At 39.2% G+C, this 21,362-nt stretch carries 21 protein-coding genes; 7 read left to right on the forward strand and 14 right to left on the reverse strand.

Annotated elements, in window-relative coordinates; all coding sequences use genetic code 11:
• Positions 1-20: 20 nt before the first annotated feature.
• Entirely contained in the window at positions 21-596 is a 576-nt protein-coding gene (locus ACKWCF_RS01205) for a flavin reductase family protein (protein ID WP_409478863.1), read from the reverse strand.
• A 71-nt stretch (positions 597-667) separates the two neighbouring features.
• Positions 668-1,300, reverse strand: coding sequence for a YceI family protein (locus ACKWCF_RS01210; RefSeq protein ID WP_409478864.1), 633 nt, complete (start codon positions 1,298-1,300; stop codon positions 668-670).
• A 193-nt stretch (positions 1,301-1,493) separates the two neighbouring features.
• Here ACKWCF_RS01210 and ACKWCF_RS01215 point away from each other — a divergent pair, with 193 nt between their 5' ends.
• Genes ACKWCF_RS01215 through ACKWCF_RS01225 form a run of 3 tightly spaced genes read left to right on the forward strand, consistent with a single transcriptional unit; the run spans position 1,494 to position 3,629 of the window.
• Positions 1,494-1,928, forward strand: coding sequence for a YiiD C-terminal domain-containing protein (locus ACKWCF_RS01215; protein WP_409478865.1), 435 nt, complete (start codon positions 1,494-1,496; stop codon positions 1,926-1,928).
• A gap of 6 nt (positions 1,929-1,934) precedes the next feature.
• The gene (locus tag ACKWCF_RS01220; RefSeq protein ID WP_409478866.1) at positions 1,935-2,390 is read left to right on the forward strand and encodes a low molecular weight protein-tyrosine-phosphatase; all 456 of its coding nucleotides are present in this window, start codon (positions 1,935-1,937) and stop codon (positions 2,388-2,390) included.
• An 18-nt stretch (positions 2,391-2,408) separates the two neighbouring features.
• On the forward strand, positions 2,409-3,629 hold the full coding sequence (locus tag ACKWCF_RS01225; protein WP_409478867.1) for an MFS transporter: 1,221 nt from the start codon (positions 2,409-2,411) through the stop codon (positions 3,627-3,629).
• A gap of 9 nt (positions 3,630-3,638) precedes the next feature.
• Here ACKWCF_RS01225 and ACKWCF_RS01230 read toward each other — a convergent pair whose 3' ends face one another.
• On the reverse strand, positions 3,639-5,123 hold the full coding sequence (locus tag ACKWCF_RS01230; protein WP_409478868.1) for an ATP-binding cassette domain-containing protein: 1,485 nt from the start codon (positions 5,121-5,123) through the stop codon (positions 3,639-3,641).
• A gap of 175 nt (positions 5,124-5,298) precedes the next feature.
• Here ACKWCF_RS01230 and ACKWCF_RS01235 point away from each other — a divergent pair, with 175 nt between their 5' ends.
• Positions 5,299-6,042, forward strand: a complete 744-nt coding sequence (locus tag ACKWCF_RS01235) for a class I SAM-dependent methyltransferase (RefSeq protein WP_409478869.1) — start codon at positions 5,299-5,301, stop codon at positions 6,040-6,042.
• Between the two features lie 180 nt (positions 6,043-6,222).
• On the opposite strand, the gene ACKWCF_RS01240 is transcribed toward ACKWCF_RS01235, so the two are convergent.
• The 5 genes from ACKWCF_RS01240 to ACKWCF_RS01260 form a co-directional block, all read right to left on the reverse strand.
• Positions 6,223-7,998 carry an ATP-binding protein gene (locus tag ACKWCF_RS01240; RefSeq protein ID WP_409478870.1) on the reverse strand — a complete coding sequence of 592 codons (1,776 nt, stop codon included), beginning with the start codon at positions 7,996-7,998 and terminating at the stop codon, positions 6,223-6,225.
• A complete protein-coding gene (locus ACKWCF_RS01245; RefSeq protein WP_409478871.1) occupies positions 7,998-9,104 on the reverse strand; it encodes a hypothetical protein in 1,107 nt (368 codons plus the stop codon). The genes ACKWCF_RS01240 and ACKWCF_RS01245 overlap by 1 nt, the downstream gene beginning before the upstream one ends.
• A 110-nt stretch (positions 9,105-9,214) precedes the next feature.
• A complete protein-coding gene (locus tag ACKWCF_RS01250) occupies positions 9,215-10,087 on the reverse strand; it encodes an alpha/beta fold hydrolase (RefSeq protein WP_409478872.1) in 873 nt (290 codons plus the stop codon).
• A gap of 81 nt (positions 10,088-10,168) precedes the next feature.
• Positions 10,169-11,122: an SRPBCC family protein gene (locus ACKWCF_RS01255; RefSeq protein ID WP_409478873.1), complete on the reverse strand. Its 954-nt coding sequence runs from the start codon at positions 11,120-11,122 to the stop codon at positions 10,169-10,171.
• Positions 11,106-11,495, reverse strand: coding sequence for an ArsR/SmtB family transcription factor (locus ACKWCF_RS01260; protein ID WP_409478874.1), 390 nt, complete (start codon positions 11,493-11,495; stop codon positions 11,106-11,108). Before ACKWCF_RS01260 ends, ACKWCF_RS01255 begins: the two co-directional genes overlap by 17 nt.
• Before the next feature lie 135 nt (positions 11,496-11,630).
• Here ACKWCF_RS01260 and ACKWCF_RS01265 point away from each other — a divergent pair, with 135 nt between their 5' ends.
• Positions 11,631-12,521, forward strand: a complete 891-nt coding sequence (locus tag ACKWCF_RS01265; RefSeq protein ID WP_409478875.1) for a DMT family transporter — start codon at positions 11,631-11,633, stop codon at positions 12,519-12,521.
• Here ACKWCF_RS01265 and ACKWCF_RS01270 read toward each other — a convergent pair.
• The 4 genes from ACKWCF_RS01270 to ACKWCF_RS01285 all read right to left on the reverse strand — a co-directional run bounded on the left by ACKWCF_RS01270 (position 12,478) and on the right by ACKWCF_RS01285 (position 15,752).
• Positions 12,478-13,233 (reverse strand): phosphatase PAP2 family protein, encoded by a 756-nt coding sequence (locus ACKWCF_RS01270; RefSeq protein WP_409478876.1) that lies wholly within the window; start codon positions 13,231-13,233, stop codon positions 12,478-12,480. The two genes, ACKWCF_RS01265 and ACKWCF_RS01270, sit on opposite strands and share 44 nt — an antisense overlap.
• 80 nt (positions 13,234-13,313) lie before the next feature.
• Positions 13,314-14,621, reverse strand: coding sequence for a phosphatase PAP2 family protein (locus tag ACKWCF_RS01275; RefSeq protein WP_409478877.1), 1,308 nt, complete (start codon positions 14,619-14,621; stop codon positions 13,314-13,316).
• A 1-nt stretch (position 14,622) separates the two neighbouring features.
• Positions 14,623-15,261 (reverse strand): hypothetical protein, encoded by a 639-nt coding sequence (locus ACKWCF_RS01280; RefSeq protein ID WP_409478878.1) that lies wholly within the window; start codon positions 15,259-15,261, stop codon positions 14,623-14,625.
• Positions 15,258-15,752: a DUF3943 domain-containing protein gene (locus tag ACKWCF_RS01285; RefSeq protein WP_409478879.1), complete on the reverse strand. Its 495-nt coding sequence runs from the start codon at positions 15,750-15,752 to the stop codon at positions 15,258-15,260. The genes ACKWCF_RS01280 and ACKWCF_RS01285 overlap by 4 nt, the downstream gene beginning before the upstream one ends.
• Before the next feature lie 314 nt (positions 15,753-16,066).
• Here ACKWCF_RS01285 and ACKWCF_RS01290 point away from each other — a divergent pair, with 314 nt between their 5' ends.
• Together ACKWCF_RS01290 and ACKWCF_RS01295 are read left to right on the forward strand one after the other, a co-directional pair.
• Complete coding sequence (locus ACKWCF_RS01290) at positions 16,067-16,624, forward strand: hypothetical protein (protein WP_409478880.1); 558 nt, start codon at positions 16,067-16,069, stop codon at positions 16,622-16,624.
• Positions 16,625-16,744: 120 nt separating this feature from the next.
• Positions 16,745-17,704: a S1/P1 nuclease gene (locus tag ACKWCF_RS01295; protein ID WP_409478881.1), complete on the forward strand. Its 960-nt coding sequence runs from the start codon at positions 16,745-16,747 to the stop codon at positions 17,702-17,704.
• Between the two features lie 3 nt (positions 17,705-17,707).
• On the opposite strand, the gene ACKWCF_RS01300 is transcribed toward ACKWCF_RS01295, so the two are convergent.
• Together ACKWCF_RS01300 and ftsH are read right to left on the reverse strand one after the other, a co-directional pair.
• Positions 17,708-19,288: a hypothetical protein gene (locus ACKWCF_RS01300; RefSeq protein ID WP_409478882.1), complete on the reverse strand. Its 1,581-nt coding sequence runs from the start codon at positions 19,286-19,288 to the stop codon at positions 17,708-17,710.
• A gap of 57 nt (positions 19,289-19,345) precedes the next feature.
• The gene (ftsH, locus tag ACKWCF_RS01305; protein ID WP_409478883.1) at positions 19,346-21,232 is read right to left on the reverse strand and encodes an ATP-dependent zinc metalloprotease FtsH; all 1,887 of its coding nucleotides are present in this window, start codon (positions 21,230-21,232) and stop codon (positions 19,346-19,348) included.
• Positions 21,233-21,362: the final 130 nt, after the last annotated feature.

The following is a 21,362-nucleotide window of genomic DNA, read 5'->3' on the forward strand; positions in this document are numbered from 1 at the left end:
ATGCCCGGAGACTTTTTATTTTAAGAACCTTTGTGATGTTCACCAGTTGCAAAATAATTTCCACCGGCAACGTGATGAATGCTTCGTAAACTTGGATCAGCTTTATCAAAACTCCAGTGAGCGTTTTCATTTACTACGCGTGAATCAGCCCAGGCTCCGATAATTTCGCCGATAAATAAATCGTAAGTATTTTGATTATGTGGTTCAGGAATAACCTTACACGCCATCCAGGCTGTGCAACCTGCAACAAATGGCACATCAAAGCCATCAATTTTAAATAACTTAACACCGGCTTTTTTAAGTTTATCAGGATCATCGGCTAAACTGTGTGATCCAACTTGATTCGTTAGATTAATTTGCGCCACAGTAGGAACTTGAATGACGAATAGTCCCGTTTTATCAACAAATTCGCGGGTCTTTGTTTCGCTATCAATCACCACAGTTAATTTTGGTGGATCAAAATCAAGAGCGCAGGCCCAAGCCGCCGCCATCACATTATCAACGCCGTTATGGCGTGAAGAAACTAAAACTGTTGGGCCGTGATTAATTAAACGGTAAGACTTTTTTAGATCAATCGGAATAATGTGTTTATTCATAACTTTCCTTTGCCACAAATAAAAAAGGGGTAAGTAGATTTCTCTACTTACCCCTTGAAAGTATACTTAAATTACTTTTTAGCAACGATTTTTAAAGTTAATTCAATGTCGTTGTTAATGATTTTATCAGCAGCTAAATCTTTGAAGAAGTTGCCAGAGTTGTATTTTAAACCCCATTTAGTACGGTCGATTTTAAGTGAACCTTGACCAGTTGCAGTTCCGTTTTCGAATTTAACAGTCGCTGGAAATTCGATAGGGTGAGTTTGGCCGATCATAGTGAAATCACCTTTGATCACAACTTCGTCTTTACCTTTACCTGCAGTTACAGAAGTTAATTTGAATTCAGAAGTTGGGTATTTTTCTACGTTGAAAAAATCAGGGCTTGATAAGTGGCCTACTAATTTTTTGTTATCTTTTTCTTCTTTGATATCAACGTTAGCGATGGATTTCATATCAGCAACAACGTTTCCAGATTTGATCATGTTTTTTTCAACTTGGAATTCACCAGCTTGAACTTTTAAAGTTCCGTTGTGGCCGTAAGCTACTTTTTTACCTTTCCATTCGATTATGCTAGCTGCTGTGTCAACTTTGTAAGTTTCAGCTGTAGTCGCTGCGGCAGCTTTTTTATCAGCTTTCTTTGCATCAGCGGCAAATACGTTAAAAGATAAAGCTAATACGCTTAATAAAAGTGTCATTTGTTTCATGGTGAGGTTCTCCTTCAAATAAATGTAGTTATTTATCTTATTATTAAAATTTTATTTACTTCAACGGTTTCTTACAGGTCTTACCTAAGGGCAGTTTCAATCTGGAACCTTAGTTTTGAACTAAACTTCATTTAGTTATCAGTTAGACGCAGAAAGCCCTGCTTTCATAGCCATATAGGCGTAGAATAAGTTTATGAACGCTCAAGCTTTGCAAGATAAACTTCATTCTGAAATACCCATGAGTAAATACATGCAGGTGAAAGTCGTGCGCGCTAACCAACAAGAAATTGAGTTAGAGTGTGATCTTGCTCCGAATCATAATCATGTGGGCACCGCTTTTGGTGGCTCACTGGCAACTTTAATGGTTTTGGCAGCTTATTGCCAACTTTTTGAAATCATTAATGAAACAGGCCATGTGTTATTAAAAAATACCTCAATGAATTTTATTTACCCGGTTGAAGAAAAACTTAGAGCTGTGTGTAAAGCGCCTGCTATAGACCAGGTTAAAAAATTTCAAGAAGCTTACGCTAAAAAAGGTAAAGCTCGGTTAGAATTATCAAGCCAGATCATGTTGGCTGACGGGCGCATAGCGTGCCAGATGACCGGCGAATTTGTCGGAGTTAATTAAGGTTATATGAGTAAGAAAGTATTAATGGTGTGTCTTGGTAATATCTGTCGTTCACCGACAGCTGAAGCTATCTTGCGTCATCGCTCAGAAAAACTAAATTTAAATATTCATGTCGATTCAGCAGGAACTGCCGGATACCACATCGGTGAAAGATCTGATTTACGCTCGATTAAACATGCCGAGCGCCGCGGTTATCAGATGACTCATTTAGCGCGCCAACTTTCAATACAAGATTTCGAAGTCTTCGATCATGTTATTGTTATGGATGATTCAAATTATGCAAATGCGTCGCTTGTGTGCCCTGAACATTTATTGCATAAATTAGAAAAGATGGCCCACTATGATCCACGCCAGGTTATTACTCACATTCCAGACCCATATTATTTTGGGCCCGAAGAGTTTGAACGTGTGATCGATTATTTAGAAACCTGCATTGATGGGTTTGTAAAAAAACATTTTTAATTATCGATTGGAAATTTCATGTTTGTAGATTTGTCTCCGTTAAAAAATAACGCTGAATTTAGAAAATTATTCACCGGCCAAACAGTTTCGTTCTTTGGTAGTATGATGAGCTACGTGGCTATCCCGTACCAGACTTACGAAATCACGAAAAGTTCATTCTTAGTCGGTCTTATTTCGTCAGTGCAATTAGTTCCGTTGTTAATTGCCGGTTTATACGGCGGGGCTTTAGCTGATATGGTCGATCGCCGTAAATTACTGTTAATCGCCGAAGTGGGATTATTTATTACGACGTTATTGTTCTTAGTAAATTCGATGTTACCGAATCCATCGATTGTTATTTTAATGATCTTAGCGGCTGTTTCATCAGCCCTGGTGGGATTACATCGTCCAGCGATGGATGCGATTGTTCCACAATTGGTTGAGAAAAAAGATTTACAAGCGGTGGCAGCGTTAGGATCTTTGCGCTACGCCATCGGCGCTGTGGCAGGTCCTGCATTGGCCGGGGTATTAATTGCAGCAGTTGGCGTAAAAGCGACGTACGCGATTGATGCATTAACTTTTTTAATTTCAATTTGGGCCTTGTGGTTGATGAAGCCAGTTCCGACACCTGAGGCTTTAGACAAAGCCGATTTAAATTCAATCAAAGAAGGTATTCGCTTTGCCTATAAAAACCCACTAATTCTTGGAACTTACTTAGTCGATATTATCGCGATGGTGTTTGCGATGCCGTTAGCTCTGTTTCCACAATTAGCTGAAGAATTTAATCAGAAAAAACATTTAGGTTTATTGTACGCGGCTATGCCCATCGGGGCGGGGATTGTTTCTTTATTTTCTAAACCGTTAAATAAATATAACCGCCACGGTGCCGGAGTTATTTTAGCTGCCACAGTGTGGGGAATATTCGTCACATTGATGGCGTTTTCGCCGGATTTATTATGGATGTCAGCTGCGCTATTTATGGCGGGAGCCGCTGATTCAGTGAGCGCGATTTATCGTTCAACGATTTGGAATGAAGTGATTCCACCGAATGTGCGTGGCCGTTTAGGAAGTTTAAATATGCTTTCATACATGGTAGGGCCATTAATCGGAAATATGCGCGCAGGATCGATGGCGGCAATTACCGGAACACACCATTCAATTCTTTGGGGTGGCGTATTATGTGTTATTGCCTGTGCTTCATGTATTTGGATCTTTCCGACTTTCTGGAACTACAGAAGCGAAACAGTTTATAGCGAGTAAAGAACCTACCTATAAGGTAAGCTCTTCTGTGATTTTACAATTTTCTAAAAACACTTCGTCATGGGATATGACAATCAAGGCGCTTTTAAATTCACTGACTAAATTTTCCAAAAATTCGATATTGGCTAAATCCAGGTTATTTGTGGGTTCGTCTAAAATTAAAAGCTCTGGCTTTTCTATTTGTAATAACCCAAGCGCTAAAGCCGCACGTAATCTTTCACCACCACTTAAAGTGCTGACCTTTTTAAAAACATCGTCGTTAATAAAAAGAAACTTAGCTAATCCTGACCTTATATCGCTTTCGCTTAATGGCGATACATCACGAATGTTCTCAAAGATGGTCTTTTTTTCGTCGAGCGTTTCACAGCGTTGGTCGATATACAGTGTTCTCAAGTTGCCACGGCGAAACTCACCACGAGTGGTGTAATCTTGGCCACGTAAAACTTTAATCAGCGTTGATTTACCAGAGCCATTTCCACCTTTAATGTTTAAACGAATATTGCCACGCCAAGAAAAGTTGAGATCTTCTTTGTAGAGCCAATCATTAAAGCGCACGTTGAAGTTAAAAGCTTCAGCCACAAGTTTTTGCGCCGGGATCTTTTCGCCAATTAAGTCTGCGTACATCACCGGATCAACTTTTAATTCACTTAAAGCTTCGTGTGCGGCACTGACCGCATCATTAGCGCGCTCCAAAGTGTTTTTATCAATTTTTCCGGTCGAGACTTGAGCTTGTCTTTTTCTTCCACCGAGTAAGATCTTAGGCATTCCGCCGCGTTCACCGGCTTTAACACCTGCGCGGTTGCGTTTTTCTTGCCGTTCGATTTGTTCATGGCGATCCACATTGGCTTGATCGCGTTGTCTTTCGGCCACCTCGAGTTCACGTTGTAAGTTATTGCGTTCTGTGGTTTTAGCCTCGCTATAATCAGAAAAATCTCCACCGAATTTACTTAAGCCTTTATTTGAAAGTTCTAAGATTTCATCACATAAACTTAAAGCTTCACGGTCGTGCGAAATTAATAATATTCCGCCGCTGCGTTTACGTAAGAATTGTAAAAGCATTTCGCGACCTTCGCGGTCTAAGTCGTTGGTGGGTTCGTCTAATATTAGAAACTGATCGTTTAATGTATTCGCCAAACGTACACGCATCCATTGGCCACCACTTAAAGTGGAGCAAAGATTTTCGCGATCAATTCCTGTCAGTAAACACTCGCCTAAAGCAGGCCAGTCATAATCTGGCCCCAGATAATCTTGCACAGAAATAGCCGGTGGAACTTCTCTTTGTGAAAAGTAAGTTACCGGGCTGTTTCGTTTGATTGATCCTTTGGTGGGTTCAATGGCATTAGCAATAAGCTTGGCTAAGCAGGTTTTGCCGACTCCATTAGGGCCAACTAGACCTGTTACTTTTGCGTTTAGAGAAAAATTTAGATTGTTAAATAAAACGCGCCCGTTTGGTAATTCAAACGACACCGCGTTCACGATAATGGTTGCTAGCATAAATATAACCTCGAGCGACCTAAGATACGCTCTTAAGAAAGAATTAAAATTTAAATGGGATAAATTGGGTTATTTATGCTGTTCTCATAAGTCTCTGGTTTAGGGCCAGAGATTTATAGAATAGCAAAACATAATTTGTTGTTAAATAGAAAAATACTCTTTACGATTTTTATATATGGAAAAATCGTATTACCACGCGCATGAATCAGCTTATCAGCAAATAAAATCAAATGGTTACGTAGGTTGGGGTAACGCCAAAACTCTAAATGATTTAGGGGATAACGTCACTAAGCAGTATCTGACTGATACAGTAAACCGCTTTTTTCCAGAGGTTAAAGGTAAAAAGGCCTTAGATGTCGGTTGTGGAACCGGAACAACGGCTTTTATGCTTTCGCAAATGGAAATGGATGTAACAGGAGTTGATATCTCTGAAACAGCCATCGAGATGGGCCGCGATCTTTCGAAACAGCAAAATTTAAATATTAATTTCATTAAAGGCGATGTGCTTGAGTTAGATAAGTTAAATCAAAAATTTGATCTGATTTATGATAGCCACTGTCTTCACTGCATTGTTTTTGAAGACGATCGCCAAAAAGTTCTAACGAGTGCGAAAAAATCTTTAAGCGAAGGCGGGATTTTTATTCTAGATACAATGGTGATGCCGAACGAACCACATGATCCAGCTCATACATACGATACTTTACGTTTTGATGAAGATTATATTCTTTGGCATAAAACAAAATCGTCATACGCAAAAGGCGTGATTGAATTAAACGGTCAAGCTTGGTGCGCGCAACGCCGTATTTATCCACCGCATATGGTTATGGCCGAAGTGGCGAAAGCGGGTTTTGTGGTAATTTCGGATCGACTCGATGCTCAGCCAAACGAAGTATCAATGCTTCGCCTTGTTTTGAGGTAATTTGCCCTAGCAAACAAATTGCTCCACTGTTGATGACACACGGAGGAGCAATTTATGAATCTGCAAAAAGTCATCGATGATGTAAACGGAAGAGTCGCAGTACCCATTCTTATGTGGTTCTTAGGTGCGCCGCTTGGTCTTGTTATTCTGGTTTGGTTTTTCTTTTTTAGAGGGAAGTAGCTACCCTTCCCAGAGTTCATCTAAATTAACATCTTCGCTGTCTGGCCTATTAGCATTACTTAGTTGTTCAACTTGAATAACTAAGGGAATGTTGAAGGATGTGCCAGTAACTATACATGACCCCGTTGGTAAGCTGGGAATCATTTCTTTAGACAATCTGTCAAGTGTACTAAGTGAATTATCAATGAGAAGTAAATCCTTGTCATTAACTAGTCGATGTAAAAAGAAATTGTGTAATTGTGACATAACAGTTGGTGAAATGTCCGCAGGACGCTGGCTTGCGATTGTTAGATACATTCCAAATTTTCTGCCTTCTTTTATAATTTCTTCGAAAAGTTCTAGTCGATAGTCTTTCCAGCTAGTTTGTTCTCTGACAGACTGCTGAGATAGAATATTATGAGCTTCATCAATAATCAGATGTACTGTCTTATTTGGAGGAGTCGAAACATCTTTCTTGTGTAGTTCATATGTTTGTTTGGCAATTAACAAGGGTAATATTTTTTTTATGTCCTGATTGCATTTGCGTAAAGAAACAACAGTAAGAAGTTTTTGTTGGTGATTGCCTTGAATAAAACTGATTACTCTCTTTAAGCTGGCAGTCGAGTCTTCGACTCGCTTAAGTAATGGCTGAATAAAATCGAATTGTACATACTCTGATAGCAAATCATTAATTAGTTGTAAGTTGATTCTAATAAATAGCTCATCAAATGGATCAATGTTATTTAAAGTCAGAGCGTTTACTAAATCTCTGAATATTCGGTCATACGGCTCTTCATTTCCATTGAAGTAAGTATTTGTATTCCCGTATTTAAAAGTTGGATTTTGGCCTCCGCCGAACCATTGAAGTTGATTTAACTCGTGTGTTAACTCTGCGGCATCTATAAAGATTGAAATTTGTTTTAATAGTTCAAGAGATTCTCGTTTAGGAGATGTAGTTGTAAATGCGCGTTTAAATGAAGATTTGAGATAATTTAAAAGACTGTCTGGATTGTCGTTAAACTTTTCACGTCCTCGAACCAATCTGCTAATAAAAGGTTTTTGAGTTCCTTCTGTAGCTTTGAACAAAATACTTAAAATTTCTGTATTCCAAAAAAAATCACCATGAAGAGGGAACTTGTCAGAATTTTCACTTGAAGTGTTTAAATTATAAACCTTTTTGTCAATTGCTGAAATTAATTGATCACGTGTGTACTCACCATTGAAATCTAAAATGGTAAAAAAGCTGTTTCCACGAATAGCGTGTTTCTTTTTATCAAAGAGTAAGGTGAAAAGTTTCGCGAGGGTATTAGATTTGCCGCTTCCTGTATTACCGAAAATTCCTATGTGACTATTAAAAAGTTTTTGCCACGGCAAAGAAACTGGAAGACCCTCTTTTAGCATTTCACCTATAATAAAATTGTTATCAACCCTTTTACTGTAGATTTTGGTAATTTTATCTTCAGTAATTAAAAAGACAGCATCTTTAATCATAGGTAAAAATTTAATTCCTTCATTAAATTTTCCATTTTTAAAATAGCCAATAGGCTTAACTTCAATTTTTCTTATATATTTCTTTTCACTATTTTTTTCGATGAAGCTGGACTCGTCTAAAAACTCGCCTTCTACTGCGCACACTATGTCTACAAAACCGCGTTGGATAATAATAAATTCACGAATTGAGATTCCCTTGTACTTTTCACCTTTGTAGAAAAGTACTTCTTTGCTGGATTCTTCAAAGATATTCAAAATAATTTTTACGCCTTTTACAGAAATAACTTCACCAATAGGTATATCCATTATGCCTCTGCTGATTCGTGTTTTAGTACATCTGAATTGAATTTACTAAAATCAAGATTTTCATCGATACTAATTGGCGTCACATTTCTGTAATTTCCGAAGTATTCAAACATTTGATTCTTTTCATTTTCGTTAAAACAACAGATAAATACTTGCAACTTAGGATTTGATAAAGACCTTTGAACCAATTTTAAAATGTGCTCGTCAGCAAAAGAAAAACCGAAAGTTATAAATATTGAATTTTCTTTCTCTAGTTCATAACTTAATAGACGCAGCATTTGATAATAATGTTCTTCAAACACTGTCTCATGGAATTTCCACTTAGTAGGATTTACTATAGGAAGTTTGTTGAATTCGTTCCAAAACCAAGCTGTATCTTTCGGAGTAAATTGAAGGCTGTAAAGGTCTTGCGTCGTTTTTTCATTATTGTTAACTAGTTCTGAGAATGTATTTAAATCTTCTTGATACTCTGCGGGTATTTCAATTGACCCTAGGGTTCCAGTGTAATTGACTTGAATGTCATTATTACTTTTTTTCCAGTAAACTGAGCCATGAATATGAATTAAATTAATCTGAGGAATGTTGACTCTATGCTCACCAAAAACACCTGTTTGATACTTAAATGTGCTAAAATTTTTTGCGTGTAAGAGCTTTCTGCCAAAGCCTTCAGTGCCGTCATTTAAATTAAACGTGAGAGATCCTTCTTTAATTATTCTATCAGCAGTTAATGGCACACATCCATCATAGTTCGTAGTGAAAATGTTACAGCTAGGGACCGAAGTTTTTCGTCTTGCTAATAAATGCAAAATTTTTTTAAGAAATACTTCATAATTTTCGATTACTTTTTTCTCTGCTGCTCCTGTGAGTGTATCGACATTTAAAGCTAAAGCAGGTTGTATGCATGATCTGTAGTAATACATAAAAAGCAAAGTTTTTAGATAGTCTTTGTTTTCTTTTGTAAATTCAGTAGCAAGTGTTTCAATTGTTTGCTTTTTGGCATTTGCATCGCATATTTGCAGAGCTAAAGTTGGAAGCAATCCGAATGAAGCGCCTGAGCCTAGAAGAAAATTTAAATTTTTGTCGTAAATAGCATCTATTTTTATCATATAGGTAAGTCTCTATATCTTGCTATCGGAGCAAACTTATCAATAATAAAGAATTAATTATTTACCTAGACCAAAGCTCAATTATCATTTACTTGGGTTACATAATAAATTTAGTGCCTCATTTCACTTTGTGAGTAAGGGCGCTTCGGTGCCAGACTTAAGAATTTCACCAGCGCCGCATTCACTTCTTCAGCGTGGCTCGCAAGTAACCCATGTGGGCCACCGTCGATTTCTAAATACTCGCAACCTGGTAACATGTCTTTTAAACGTCGACCACATACATTTAGTGGTGTGATCTTATCGCCTGAGCCGTGAATTACTAAACTAGGTACATCAATTTTTCTGATATCGTCTCTGAAATCTTCGCCCCAGGAATCAATACATTTTACTGTCGCCATACCTGAAGCTTGCATTGCCAGTGTCCAGCTGTATCTGATCATTTCATCGCTGACAGCTTTGCTGCCGACGATGCCGTGGCTGTAGAAGTCTTCTAAAAACTTATGCATGAACCCGGGTCTATCTTCGATACATTTTCTAATCATTTCGTCGAAAACTTTTTTCTCGATACCGTCAGGATTATTTTCTGCTTTTAGTAGCGCTGGTAAAATACCTGCGATGAATACAGCTTTTTCAATTCTTTCTGAGCCGTAAGTTGAAATGTATCTAGCCACTTCGCCGGTGCCCATTGAAAAACCAACTAGGGTAATATCTTTTAAATCTAATTTAGTTATGACCTTATGAAGATCTTCGGCGAAGGTGTCGTAGTTATAACCTTCAGCGGGTTTACTGGATTCACCAAAACCACGGCGGCCATAAGCAATCACGCGATAGCCACTTGATAGCAGCACAGGAATTTGTGCATCCCACGAAGCTTCACTTAACGGCCAACCATGTAGTAATACGACTGGTTTTCCTGAACCGTAATCTTGGTAGTGTAAATCAATAGTGGCATTGTTTTCTTTACCGACTTCAATGTAATGCATAAATCTCTCTCCTAGGTTTAAAACGCTAGGAGAGATGCAAAATTTATTCTTGGATAAAGCGGGGAGTGTTGCCCCGGGAAATTATTTCGCTAAGTAGTCTTCTAACTTATCGAATGATCCAGTCCAACCTTGAGTCATGCCGCCACGTTCTTTAATGAAGGCTTGTAATTCATCTGGTGTACATTTGCCTTCGACTTCCCACTGAATTGTCACGCGAGTTTGGTTTGTGTCTTCAGCAGTAAACATCACCGTTGTTAACATAGATTCAGGCCAAGTCGGAGCTCCCGGATGGCGCGAGATATTTTCTTTTTCATCGGCAAATTGTTGTGAGTACACAATTTTAGTCGGTGTGATTTCTTTATACTGGATTGTTCCGTACATCGTAAAATCTGGGTTAGACATTTTGTAAAATGATTTTCCACCAGGTTTAATTTCAGCACGAATAAACTGCATATCAAAACCTGTAGGCGCTAACCATTTAGAAAAATGATCTGGGTCAGTCCACATCTTATACATAGTGTTCATGTCAGTGTTGAAAGTTCTGTTGATAATAAAGATTTCTTTATTGTGTTGTTCTTTTTCTAAGTATTCACCAAAACGATCCCAAGTTGAATTTCCGCTGGCTTGTTTAATAAACTTAGCGATTTCTTTAGCCATAGCTTCATTTTCAAAAGCCATAACGAACGACAATTCAGTTTTATTTTTAGCAAGCTCTGTGAAAGTAGCTGTTACACGAAATAACGGTGGGCGATCTTGTTCATCATTACCGCCATGATCGTAAACTAAGCGCGAATATTTTTCGACCTCATGATAAACCGTTTTGTTTTCCCAAACTTGGCCTTCGGGTCCAAACATAGTGTATGTCCAGTGGCCGCCGACACGTAAATCTTTTGCGTGTGTTTTGATGGTATGCCCACGTGGGCCCCACCAGTGTTTGGCTTGTTCAGGATCATTAAAAGCATCCCATACAGTTTTTAACGGGGCATCGTAAACGCGTGTAAGATATAACTCATTTGGTTTATTTTTTGCGGCCATGGTTTTTTCCCTTCGTGCTTTTTTTCTTTTTAGGTTCTTTTTCTTTGGCAGTAACTGTTTTTAAATATTCACCTAAGCGGTCTAAGCTGTCTTCCCAGTACTGGCGGTAGGTTTCCATCCAGTCGTTGGCATCTTTGAGCGGTGTGCCGTTTAATTTACATGGGCGGTACTGAGCGTCTTTTGATTTCGTAACAAGTCCCGCATTTTCTAAAACTTTTAAATGCTTTGTTACTGCCGGAAGACTCATATCTTTTAAAAAAGGTTTGGCTAAATCTGACACATTGATTTCACCTTGCGATAGGCGCGCCAACATCGCCCGACGAGTTGGGTCAGATAAAGCGTGAAATGTTTGAGAAAGTTGATCGTTCGTCATATTAAACCTTTTGGTTAATTAACCATTTAGTTAAATATAAAGCATAAATGTGTTATGGTCAATAGCAGTCCGGACTGTACCTACTAAGTAGCTAAAATGATTGAATAATCTTCTATTTTAGATAAGGCTTAGGGTATGAAAACTAGCGATTTAATGCGCCTTTTGATCCTTGCCGCCATCTGGAGCGGATCTTTTATTTTTATGAAAGTTTTAGCTCCGGTGCTTGGACCAGTGGTCACAGCGAGTATGCGTTTACTGATTGCGGGCGTTGTTTTAAGTGTTTATTTCCGAGTTATAAAATTTGATGTGAACTGGAAAGAACACTGGAAACATTACGTGTTGATTGGGGTAGTGAACTCATCAGTGCCATTTTTATTCTACGCCTTTGCAGCACTTCATATTCCGGCGTCACTTTCGGTTATTTTAAATTCAAGTACTCCATTATTTGCGGCAATCTTTGCCGCGATTTGGTTAAACGATAAGTTAACGCCGATCAAAATCTTAGGGTTAGTTTTAGGCATTACCGGAGTAGGCTTTGTCGCGATTAAAGAAGCCATCACGATTAGTGAATTTGGCATGTTTGCCGCTTTTGCCTGTCTGACAGCAGCGATGTGCTATGGCATTGCTGGAATTTATATTAAAAAATACGCCTCATTTTTAAAACCATTAGCGGTGGCAGGTGCAAGTCAGTTAGCCGCAGGTGTTGCACTTCTACCTTTTATTGCTTTGTCTCCGATCAAAGGCGAAATCAATTTAACGATCATTTTAAATATGCTGGCACTTTCGCTTCTATGCAGTGGTTTAGCATACATTCTTTATTTTCGGCTGATCGCTAATGTGGGGCCGGCAAAAGCGGCAACGGTTCCGATGATTATGCCAGCGTTCGGGTTAGTGTGGGGTGTAATCTTTTTAAACGAAAAAATCACCGGCCAAATGATTTTAGGCTGTGTCTTAATTGTTGTGGGATTAATTTTAGTTTTATTTAAAAAGAATAGCGAAACGTCAAAGCCAAGCCATCGCCCGTAGGAATTGCGGCAAAGTCAGTCTCAGATTTTTTATTCTTATATCTTTGTGAAATACTAATACCGTAACTGGCACCGATAGCAGCTCCGGCTAAAACATCATGAACATAATGGCGGTTATCATTCATGCGACTGTAGGCTACAGCTGTGGCTAGCGCGTAAGCGGGAATTCCCCAACTAGATCCGTGCAGTTCATTCACCGTTGCAGCAAAAGCAAATGCGCGAGTTGCATGTGCCGAAGGAAAAGAAGTTTTATCATTTTCATCATGCGGCCGTGGTTCTTGCACGACATCTTTTAAAACACCAGTAACAACACTTGAATACAGAGTAGATTTTAACATCACCACGGCAAATTCATGCGCTTCAGGATCATCTGCGAAAAACGAATAAGCTTCCATTCCGGCGAAATATAAAATATTCGGTAGCGTTTGCCCTGAAATATCGCCGTACTTGCTGTAGGCTCCCATAGGTTTTTTCTTAACTGTGTCTTCTTGAAGGGGATCAACAGTAAATTCACGGGTTAAAAGTAGGCCTGAAGTGATGGCAAAACCACCGAGTAAAACTTTTTGCCCTGTAGGGTTAACAAACGGAGAAATAAAATCATTTCCCACATTGCTCCAGAAAGAATCTTCTTCAGCCGTCGGTGCCGAGGCGGCCTCTTGTTGCGCAAAGCAAATGTTAGTCAGAAATAAAATCGCTAAAAATATTTTGAGCATGAAGAACTAGTGTAACAGCTCAAGTGAAAAATCGATGATCCAGTAATGGTACAGTCTATGAAGTGAAATTAATTTGTAAATTAGAACTGATGTTGAAAATAAATTCCTAAACCATCAGGTGTTGGAATCGGCATCCAGCTTAGATTTGCTGTCTGCTGAGTATGAGTTAAATAGCTTGCACGCGCCCAAAATACGCCAAGGGAAATACCTGAAGTGATATCACTAATCCAATGCGCGTTTTCAGCAATGCGCGAAATCGAAATCGCCGTCGCTACAGCATAAGCGGGGATTCCTACTTTCCAGCCGTAAGCATACATCAAAGATCCAGCACTGGTAAAAGCAGACGAGGCATGGCCTGAAGGAAACGACGATGGAAACGGTAAATAATCACCGCGCCCATCGGGTCTGTGGCGCTGAAAAATAAAAGAAAGACTCACATGACTCAGAGAGGTTAAAGCTAAAGCTCTGGCGTGCATGAGGCCATTTTCTTGATCCCAGATGAGTTGCCCGATAGCCACACTTACACTTAAAAAACCACTGCCAACTTTTGCAAAATCTGAAGAAGTTTCGCGATCCATTAAAAGATCATGGCCACGTTCATTATGCTCAACCACATCATAGTCATACTGATGGGCTGCAATCGTAGTTAAAGCGCCAACACCTAAGATAGTAAATCCTGTGTCATCAAATCCATTTTTGATCGTAGGTTTAAATTGGTCTTCCCATAACCAGGGAACAAAGGGTTTTCCTTGAGTGGGATCTTCGTAGCTAAAACTTTTCCATGATAATAAAACCAGAGCTAAAAAAACAAAGCGGTTTAAGGTAATAATTTTTGCACTTCTGATTTTGTTAATTAGCATAAAAGCTAAGAACGCTAAGATAGTTCCTAACGTGGCTCCTGCTAACACATCACTTGGATAATGCACACCACAGTAAATGCGCGAATAGGCAGTCATTGAAGCTAAGCCAATAAAGAACCAACGAAGCTTTGGAAAATAAAGCCCAAGAAAGACTGCGATAAAAAAACCATCCGCCGCATGACCTGAAGGAAACGACAAACCACCTTGTGGATCACCACGAAAAATAACCGGAAAAGGTAAATCCGTGGCATTAAAAGGTCTGACGCGATTAAAAACCGGCTTAATGATATTCACGAATTTATCCACCGCAGTCGCAAAGATCACCGCTGCAGCAAAAATTAAGACGCCTTTAGTACGGGCTTTCCAGAAAACATAAATTAAAATTAAGGGAGCAACGATATACAAAAAAACTTGGAGTTTGTGAAAGTTGGTCCAAACCGGTAAAAAACTATCAAACCAAGAGTTAGCCAAGGTTGTATTAATCAAATGAAATATCGAGTAATCAAACTCTAGTAATTTTTCTTTCATATCAAAAAAGTAATATCCCCACTGAAGCTTGTATGCTGTAAATCGTTGAATTATCGTTCACCGATTCGCTATTAATAGCAATTGGTGTTTCTCCATCGACAATAACAGTATCCCTATGTTTAATCCATTGAACTGTGCTATTAACTTCTGTAAACCAGACTTTTCCTTTTTCAGTACGATGAGTTTTGCCGAAGCCTATGCCTAATGCGGGGCCATCCATATGCAGACGGGCAGTGTCTTGTCTTGCGGTGGGTTCATCTTCGCCGATCACCACAACTAATACTCCAGCTCCGGCAAAGGCACGAAAATAATATTCTTCTAAACGATAACGTAAACCTAAAGTTAAAAGTGTATCCCAGATTAAATCTGAATTGAGCTTATTAAATTTCACACTGGCGCTGGATTCAATGGCCCAGTCATGATTAAAGTACCAACCGACATCGGTTTTAAAATTACTACCCCAGCCTAAATAGTCGCGGCGTGAATTTGAATGGTAGGTTGAGGAGTTAATTCCTATTCCTACAAAAATATGTAAACCTTCGCTCCAGTCGTCAGATAAAAATTCTTCACCTGTATCTAAAAGCTGGGCGTTGGTTGAAAGCGGAAGAATGAAAAATAAAATAAGAATTATTTTTTTCATTCAAACTCCCAGGCGATACGAACAGCTACTTGGTTTGAATGAATTTGAACGGTACCAATTAAATCACTGGTTGGTGGCAGCAGTGTAAAGGGATTTAAAATATAACCCAGTAAATGCCCGGGCCAGATGTCGGTTTTATGAAGATAGTTTGATAATTTTTCAACACCGACACCAAGAACCGTTCCGAACACAGGCGTTTGATAAAGATCTTGATAACTGGGGCGTTCAGTTACTGTTTCAATTGTAAATTCAAAAGCGAAAGAAGAAATTGCCGACCAGATAAACGCATTCTGCTCAGAATAATTTCGCGAACGATAGAATAAATAATAATATTGCCCTGCTAAAGTGTGACGATAAAGATTGTACTCAAAGCTATCGCGGTCATAGTGCGGATCGCGAGGGTAGTTAATCCAATTTTCAAAAGATCCGTACTTGTCGATTTCTTTTTTATGAACGATCAGATAGTACGTCCATTGCGCAGCGTAGACCATGGTGAAATTCGCTAGTTTTTCTTTCGATGAAACATTTACTGGTAAATTCGACGAGTCATTTTGGGCATGCCCTAGGGCACAAAAGCATATGACTAGAATGTAAAGACTTATAGCTTTGCCCATATATTGCCACAGTGAAATTCCTGTAAAAGTGCAATAAAGCGGCCCGCGCTGTTAAGCAAAACCCGGTCGCCGTCTAATAATTTGACATCTAAAAATGGCTTAAAAGGCCATAGAGCTTTAAGGCCCCTGGTCTAAGATTCGCTATTAAAGCTTCTGGAAAAATTAACTCTAGTTTTAACGAGGTTTTAATCATGAAAAAATTTGTAGCGGCCTTAATTTCAGTAGTGGCTTTTTCTCAAGTTGTAACTGCAGCACCTTACTATACAGGTATTGGCTGTAATGCCGAAGGTACAAAATGTACTTTTGGTAAACCTTCAAAAAGAGTTTTAAATTGGACAAAGCAAGGCTCAGTTTCTGAGCTTGGAAATAAATGCGAAAAATTCTTAGCAAATATCGAAGGCCGTAAAAATATCATCGCACAAAATCGCCCAGTGGTTCTAGATTACAGAAATTTTACTTACATGTGGTCAAAAAAAATTGATCAAAACGGACAAGCTGAAATTATCTGCCAAGTAGAAATTCACTCTGAACTTGAAAATGTAAAAATCGTTTCTGAAACATATAAAAAATTAAATTGGGTTTGTGATACAAAAGATCAACCAGGAATTTGTGCTCACTTAAAAAGTGAATGTGAAGCTTTACGTGATCAAGCCTTACAAGACAGCACTGTGTTAGACGCAACGATCTATAAAGGTGGATCATTAGCGCAAGGCGAGATCTGTTACGTCGCTACTGCTAAATTTAAATAATCTCAACACAATCCTAACCAAAGGTCTAGGTTATAGCAGACAAAACTTTTTCTAATTTCGTTTGTTAGCAAAAGCTTGCTAGCGTCTAATCAACAGCTAAGTTCCAAGGAAGGAATGTAAATGTTGAAAAAAATCACGAGCATTTTTTTAATATTGTTTTCAAGTCATCTGGTTTATGGCTGGGGATCGAAAGGTCATCAAATTGTGGCCTATGTGGGTGCTAATATAACTACGGATGGTGCAGCTTTCTGGCAAGCTAACCTTGAACCTCTTCGCAAATTAACAACAGTTCCTGACCGTGTTTGGAAAGCTCCCGCAACAAAAGCTGGTGAAGCGAACACTCACTGGTTTCAAGTGGATGCTTATTATGCTCCACAAGATTATAATCAAATTATCAGATTTCCGAGCAGTTACTCAGATGCGGTGACTAAGTACAGTCAAAGTACAATCGATATTAACGGAGTAGCGCCTTGGCGTATTCGTCAGTTATATCAATTAGCTTTTTTTAGTTTTACTCAAAACGATATGAAAAGCGCACTCGAGTATGTTGGCGTAATGACTCATTATATTGGTGACTTATCTCAACCACTGCATGTCAGCGAAAATTACGATGGCCAACAAACTGGCAATAAAGGTATTCATTCTTATTTTGAAGCTTCAATCATTAAAGATGAAATTAAAATCCGCGAAGATGTTGAAAAACGTGCGCAAAATTTATTACGTGATCCCAACTTTTTAAGCCAATTCAACGGCAATTTAATGGATGCGATTTTATTAGAAATCGAACGTTCAGTTTCTTACCGTGATCAAATTTTGCAAAATGATGATAAATATGGTCGCAGCAAAAATGGTGCTGCCATTCAATTAGAGTTAGCTAAAAACAGAATGGCTGATGCAGCCGCAACGACAGCGATGATTTTAAATCAGCTTTGGCGTGACACGGGCCTTGTGGCCCATGCGACACCGATGACTGTTGAAGATCCGAAATGGGTAAAACCTGATTTTAATAATTTACCCGAAGAGCGCATGACTCCGATTCATCAAAAATTTCTTCGTGATGAAGAAGACTGCGCCCAATAATTCTTAGCGGGTAATCGGTGTAAGTGTTGGTCCAAGTTCACCTTCGTGATCTTTTTGCATACCATCATGTGAATGAACGAAATGGCCTGAATACCACATCACTAAATCTTGATTAAAGATATTTTCACCAGTGACAAAGCTATTAAGTGCTGCGCGTGTTGAAGTGCGAATACGGTTATCATCTATTTCATTAGATTTATAACGTAAAAGCCAAGCATCAGCGACACCATAATAATCAGCTACACCGTCATTGTCTCCAGGAATTACATCATAAATGCTGTTTCCATCAGAACTGGTGATGCGCCAGTATTTATTGTCTTCATTTTTGCGAAACATCGTTTCGTAATCGACCGCGCGAAATTCAGAGCCATTTGAAACCATGGCTGAATTAGGTTTACCATCTAAGTCAAAATCAAAACGCCAATAAACGTGGTGATGGTGCGTGTAGCACACGCAAGAATTTCTAACTGCTGAAAATTGAAAGATCGGTTTAATGGTTCCATCATTGTATAATTCAAATTGGCTAGCGTAGCGGTACCAACCGGCAGAAAATTCGGTCACAAGGGTTACTTTATCTTCACTTTGATAAATCGCAACGCCTCTGAAGTTTCCGCGATCATTGCCCGTATCAAAAATTGTAGTTGGTGGTTGTGAAGCGATGCGAATTCCTGGAGCTTCATCAGAGCCTACGGCATTAAAGTAATTTTCAGCGTAAGACCAGTCACGATACGGTCCACACACACCTCCAGAATACTGAACATTTAGAATTGGCGTGTGAGCGCGTGCTAAAATTAATTTACCTTTGTAATAAACATTTCTAATTTCTAAGCCTGAGCCTTTGCTGCCTGATGAAGCCGAAGGGCGAATAACGATAAAATTCCATAGCGGTCCTGTATCATCATTAATATCAATTTGTGCTGATCCAGCACGGCCTTTACCTGTGACTGCTTGTCCTGCATTAGGTAATCCGCACACTGCTAGAGTGGCCAATGAAGTTGGCGGTGCTTTATTTTCAAAGCGCACAACTTCCATGTTACTTAAATTTACACCAACGATTTCATGAATGTTGGGATCAGTTTGTGAACGAAGACCAACACCAACAATACGGGGCCCACCGATGCCACGAAAAGTATCGGGGCTTGCAAGTGTGCTTGGCATAGGTTCATAAGCTACTAAATCACCACTGATTAAGCCTTGAGAAAAATCAGAGTTATCTGATAGCACTTGCACCGCTTCTTCATACTCTTCAGGAGAAGCTGCGACATCTTCGATGGTCATTTGAATTTTCGGAAGAATAGAAAAATCACTTGGGCCAGTGATTCTAAGCATTGTGGCGTCAGTATAATTAAAAATATGAACGATATAATCAACACCTGACGAAAAAGGACGATCTTCGAGCGTTGTGGCAATGACGCGATAGTCTTTATGATCAAGAGCTTTTAAAATCACCGGGTGATTTAAAAGTTTTTCTGTGACAAGGCGGCGATCTTCTTCGGTCGGGCCAATTTGCCTCGCTGAAATTTTTAACGGGTTTGCATAAGTTAAAATTCCACAGAAAAAAGTAACGAAAAAGTATTTAAGCATATTGCATCCTTTGCTGGTGAATAGGAGCGTAAGTCAGCAAAGAAAGTGCCACGGCTATTAATGATCGAGTGGTTTTTCAGGAAGAGGTTGTGGGGGATTATGGATTCTCGGTTTTCCGTATTGTTTCCAAAGTTCCATAAGTTTTGGTTCATTTAAAGTTTCTGATTCGCGTAAGACTTTAACAGCTTCGAAAATAAAATTTTTATTTCGTGTTAAACATTCAGTGGCGCGTGCAAAACTTTTATCTAAGATATTTCTAACTTCTTCATCGACATCTGAGGCTGTGCGGTCACTTAAAAGTTTTCCGTTGCCCTCAAATTGTCCTTGTAAGTAGGCGGATCGTTTATTTTCTAAAGTGACCATTCCTATTTTTTGGCTCATCCCAAACTGAGTGACCATAGCGCGCGCTAGGTCTGTAGCTTTAGCTAAGTCATCACTAGCACCTGTTGATATTTTTTCACAGAAGATTTCTTCAGAACATCTACCACCAAGTAAAACGGCGATTTTATCTAACAGTTCATCTTCATCTAAAACATAGCGATCTTCAGTAGGGCGTTGAATGGTGTAACCTAAAGCTCCCATGCCACGTGGAATAATGCTGACCTTATGAACTTTATCAGTGGTACTTAGTGCTAAGCCAACGGTTGCATGGCCCATTTCATGATAAGCGATGCGCGTTTTTTCTTTTTCGCTCATGACTTTGCTTTTTTTCTCTAAGCCTGCGACCAAACGTTCGATAGCCTGCGTGAAATCATCTTCGGTTACGAAGTCAGCGTTTCTTCTCGTAGCTACGATAGCGGCTTCATTGATCAGATTAGCTAAATCAGCTCCAGAAAATCCCGAAGTCAAAGAGGCGATATGATTAAGATCTAATTTTGGATCTAGAATAATTCGTTTTGCGTGCACTTTTAAAATTTGTAAACGCCCAACTTGGTCAGGGGGGCTTAATAAAATTTGTCGGTCAAAACGCCCAGCGCGAAGTAACGCCGGATCTAAAATTTCTGGGCGGTTAGTGGCGGCAATCATAATAACACCTTCAGAAGTATCAAAACCATCCATCTCAGCTAATAATTGATTGAGTGTTTGTTCTTTTTCATCGTTACCACCGCTACCGATAGCACCAAATGCACGCGACTTTCCTAACGCATCAATTTCATCGATAAATAATAAACACGGCGCTTGTGATCGGGCTTGATCAAAAAGATCGCGCACCCTCGCGGCCCCAAGGCCTACGAACATTTCAACAAATTCAGAACCATTAATAGAAAAGAAAGTTACTTTCGCTTCACCGGCGACGGCGCGAGCTAAAAGTGTTTTACCAGTTCCTGGCGGGCCAACTAATAAAACGCCTTTGGGAGCACGCCCGCCTAAACGTGAATAGCGTTGTGGATCTTGTAGAAAGTTAACGACTTCGGCTAATTCATCTTTGGCTTCATCAACGCCGGCTACATCTGAAAAGGTGGTCTTTACGGTTTTTTCCATATAAATCTTAGCACGTGATTTAGTTAAAGAAAGAATTCCTCCAGCTCCACGGGTCATGCCCCGGGCGGCTAGATTAAATAAAAAGTATATAAATATGATCGGAATAAGCCAGGCAAAAGCGATTCGCCAAAAAGGGTCTTTAAATTCGCTTCTGAAGGTAATATTTTTATCGTGAAGCTTTTGAACTAAAGTTTCATCGTTGACTAAATTGGTTGAAAAGAATTTTACATTCTTTGGATCGTCAGATTTGATTTCACCGCTAATATTACTTTCTGAAATGACCACATTAGTGATTTGGTTTTTTTCTACCATCTGCAAGAATTCGCTGTAAGGTACTGTTTCAGCCCGCGAACGAAAAAAGAAGTTATTAAAAATAACCATAGCCATTAAGATGAGAAACATGACACCGAAATTCAGTTTATTTTCGCCAGGCTTTGGAAGTTTTGATTGATCGTCTTGCATGCAAAGATCTGAGAAGTTCAAATTTTATTCCACGCACAGACGCTTTTTACGCCACTTTCGCTGTGGCAACTTGGCTAACGCGAGTCGCCTTGGTCTAACGAAGTATGTTATTCTTCCACGTCTAACGCTA

Source organism: Pseudobdellovibrio sp. HCB154, from assembly GCF_046267985.1.
Lineage (GTDB): Bacteria > Bdellovibrionota > Bdellovibrionia > Bdellovibrionales > Bdellovibrionaceae > Pseudobdellovibrio.

Excerpts from the sequence above, each read along its gene's own strand:
- ACKWCF_RS01205 (WP_409478863.1), bottom strand. The coding sequence starts at position 596 with ATGAATAAACACATTATTCCGATTGATCTAAAAAAGTCTTACCGTTTA.
- ACKWCF_RS01210 (WP_409478864.1), bottom strand. The coding sequence starts at position 1,300 with ATGAAACAAATGACACTTTTATTAAGCGTATTAGCTTTATCTTTTAAC.
- ACKWCF_RS01215 (WP_409478865.1), top strand. The coding sequence starts at position 1,494 with ATGAACGCTCAAGCTTTGCAAGATAAACTTCATTCTGAAATACCCATG.
- ACKWCF_RS01220 (WP_409478866.1), top strand. The coding sequence starts at position 1,935 with ATGAGTAAGAAAGTATTAATGGTGTGTCTTGGTAATATCTGTCGTTCA.
- ACKWCF_RS01225 (WP_409478867.1), top strand. The coding sequence starts at position 2,409 with ATGTTTGTAGATTTGTCTCCGTTAAAAAATAACGCTGAATTTAGAAAA.
- ACKWCF_RS01230 (WP_409478868.1), bottom strand. The coding sequence starts at position 5,123 with ATGCTAGCAACCATTATCGTGAACGCGGTGTCGTTTGAATTACCAAAC.
- ACKWCF_RS01235 (WP_409478869.1), top strand. The coding sequence starts at position 5,299 with ATGGAAAAATCGTATTACCACGCGCATGAATCAGCTTATCAGCAAATA.
- ACKWCF_RS01240 (WP_409478870.1), bottom strand. The coding sequence starts at position 7,998 with ATGGATATACCTATTGGTGAAGTTATTTCTGTAAAAGGCGTAAAAATT.
- ACKWCF_RS01245 (WP_409478871.1), bottom strand. The coding sequence starts at position 9,104 with ATGATAAAAATAGATGCTATTTACGACAAAAATTTAAATTTTCTTCTA.
- ACKWCF_RS01250 (WP_409478872.1), bottom strand. The coding sequence starts at position 10,087 with ATGCATTACATTGAAGTCGGTAAAGAAAACAATGCCACTATTGATTTA.
- ACKWCF_RS01255 (WP_409478873.1), bottom strand. The coding sequence starts at position 11,122 with ATGGCCGCAAAAAATAAACCAAATGAGTTATATCTTACACGCGTTTAC.
- ACKWCF_RS01260 (WP_409478874.1), bottom strand. The coding sequence starts at position 11,495 with ATGACGAACGATCAACTTTCTCAAACATTTCACGCTTTATCTGACCCA.
- ACKWCF_RS01265 (WP_409478875.1), top strand. The coding sequence starts at position 11,631 with ATGAAAACTAGCGATTTAATGCGCCTTTTGATCCTTGCCGCCATCTGG.
- ACKWCF_RS01270 (WP_409478876.1), bottom strand. The coding sequence starts at position 13,233 with ATGCTCAAAATATTTTTAGCGATTTTATTTCTGACTAACATTTGCTTT.
- ACKWCF_RS01275 (WP_409478877.1), bottom strand. The coding sequence starts at position 14,621 with ATGAAAGAAAAATTACTAGAGTTTGATTACTCGATATTTCATTTGATT.
- ACKWCF_RS01280 (WP_409478878.1), bottom strand. The coding sequence starts at position 15,261 with ATGAAAAAAATAATTCTTATTTTATTTTTCATTCTTCCGCTTTCAACC.
- ACKWCF_RS01285 (WP_409478879.1), bottom strand. The coding sequence starts at position 15,752 with ATGGTCTACGCTGCGCAATGGACGTACTATCTGATCGTTCATAAAAAA.
- ACKWCF_RS01290 (WP_409478880.1), top strand. The coding sequence starts at position 16,067 with ATGAAAAAATTTGTAGCGGCCTTAATTTCAGTAGTGGCTTTTTCTCAA.
- ACKWCF_RS01295 (WP_409478881.1), top strand. The coding sequence starts at position 16,745 with ATGTTGAAAAAAATCACGAGCATTTTTTTAATATTGTTTTCAAGTCAT.
- ACKWCF_RS01300 (WP_409478882.1), bottom strand. The coding sequence starts at position 19,288 with ATGCTTAAATACTTTTTCGTTACTTTTTTCTGTGGAATTTTAACTTAT.
- ftsH (WP_409478883.1), bottom strand. The coding sequence starts at position 21,232 with ATGCAAGACGATCAATCAAAACTTCCAAAGCCTGGCGAAAATAAACTG.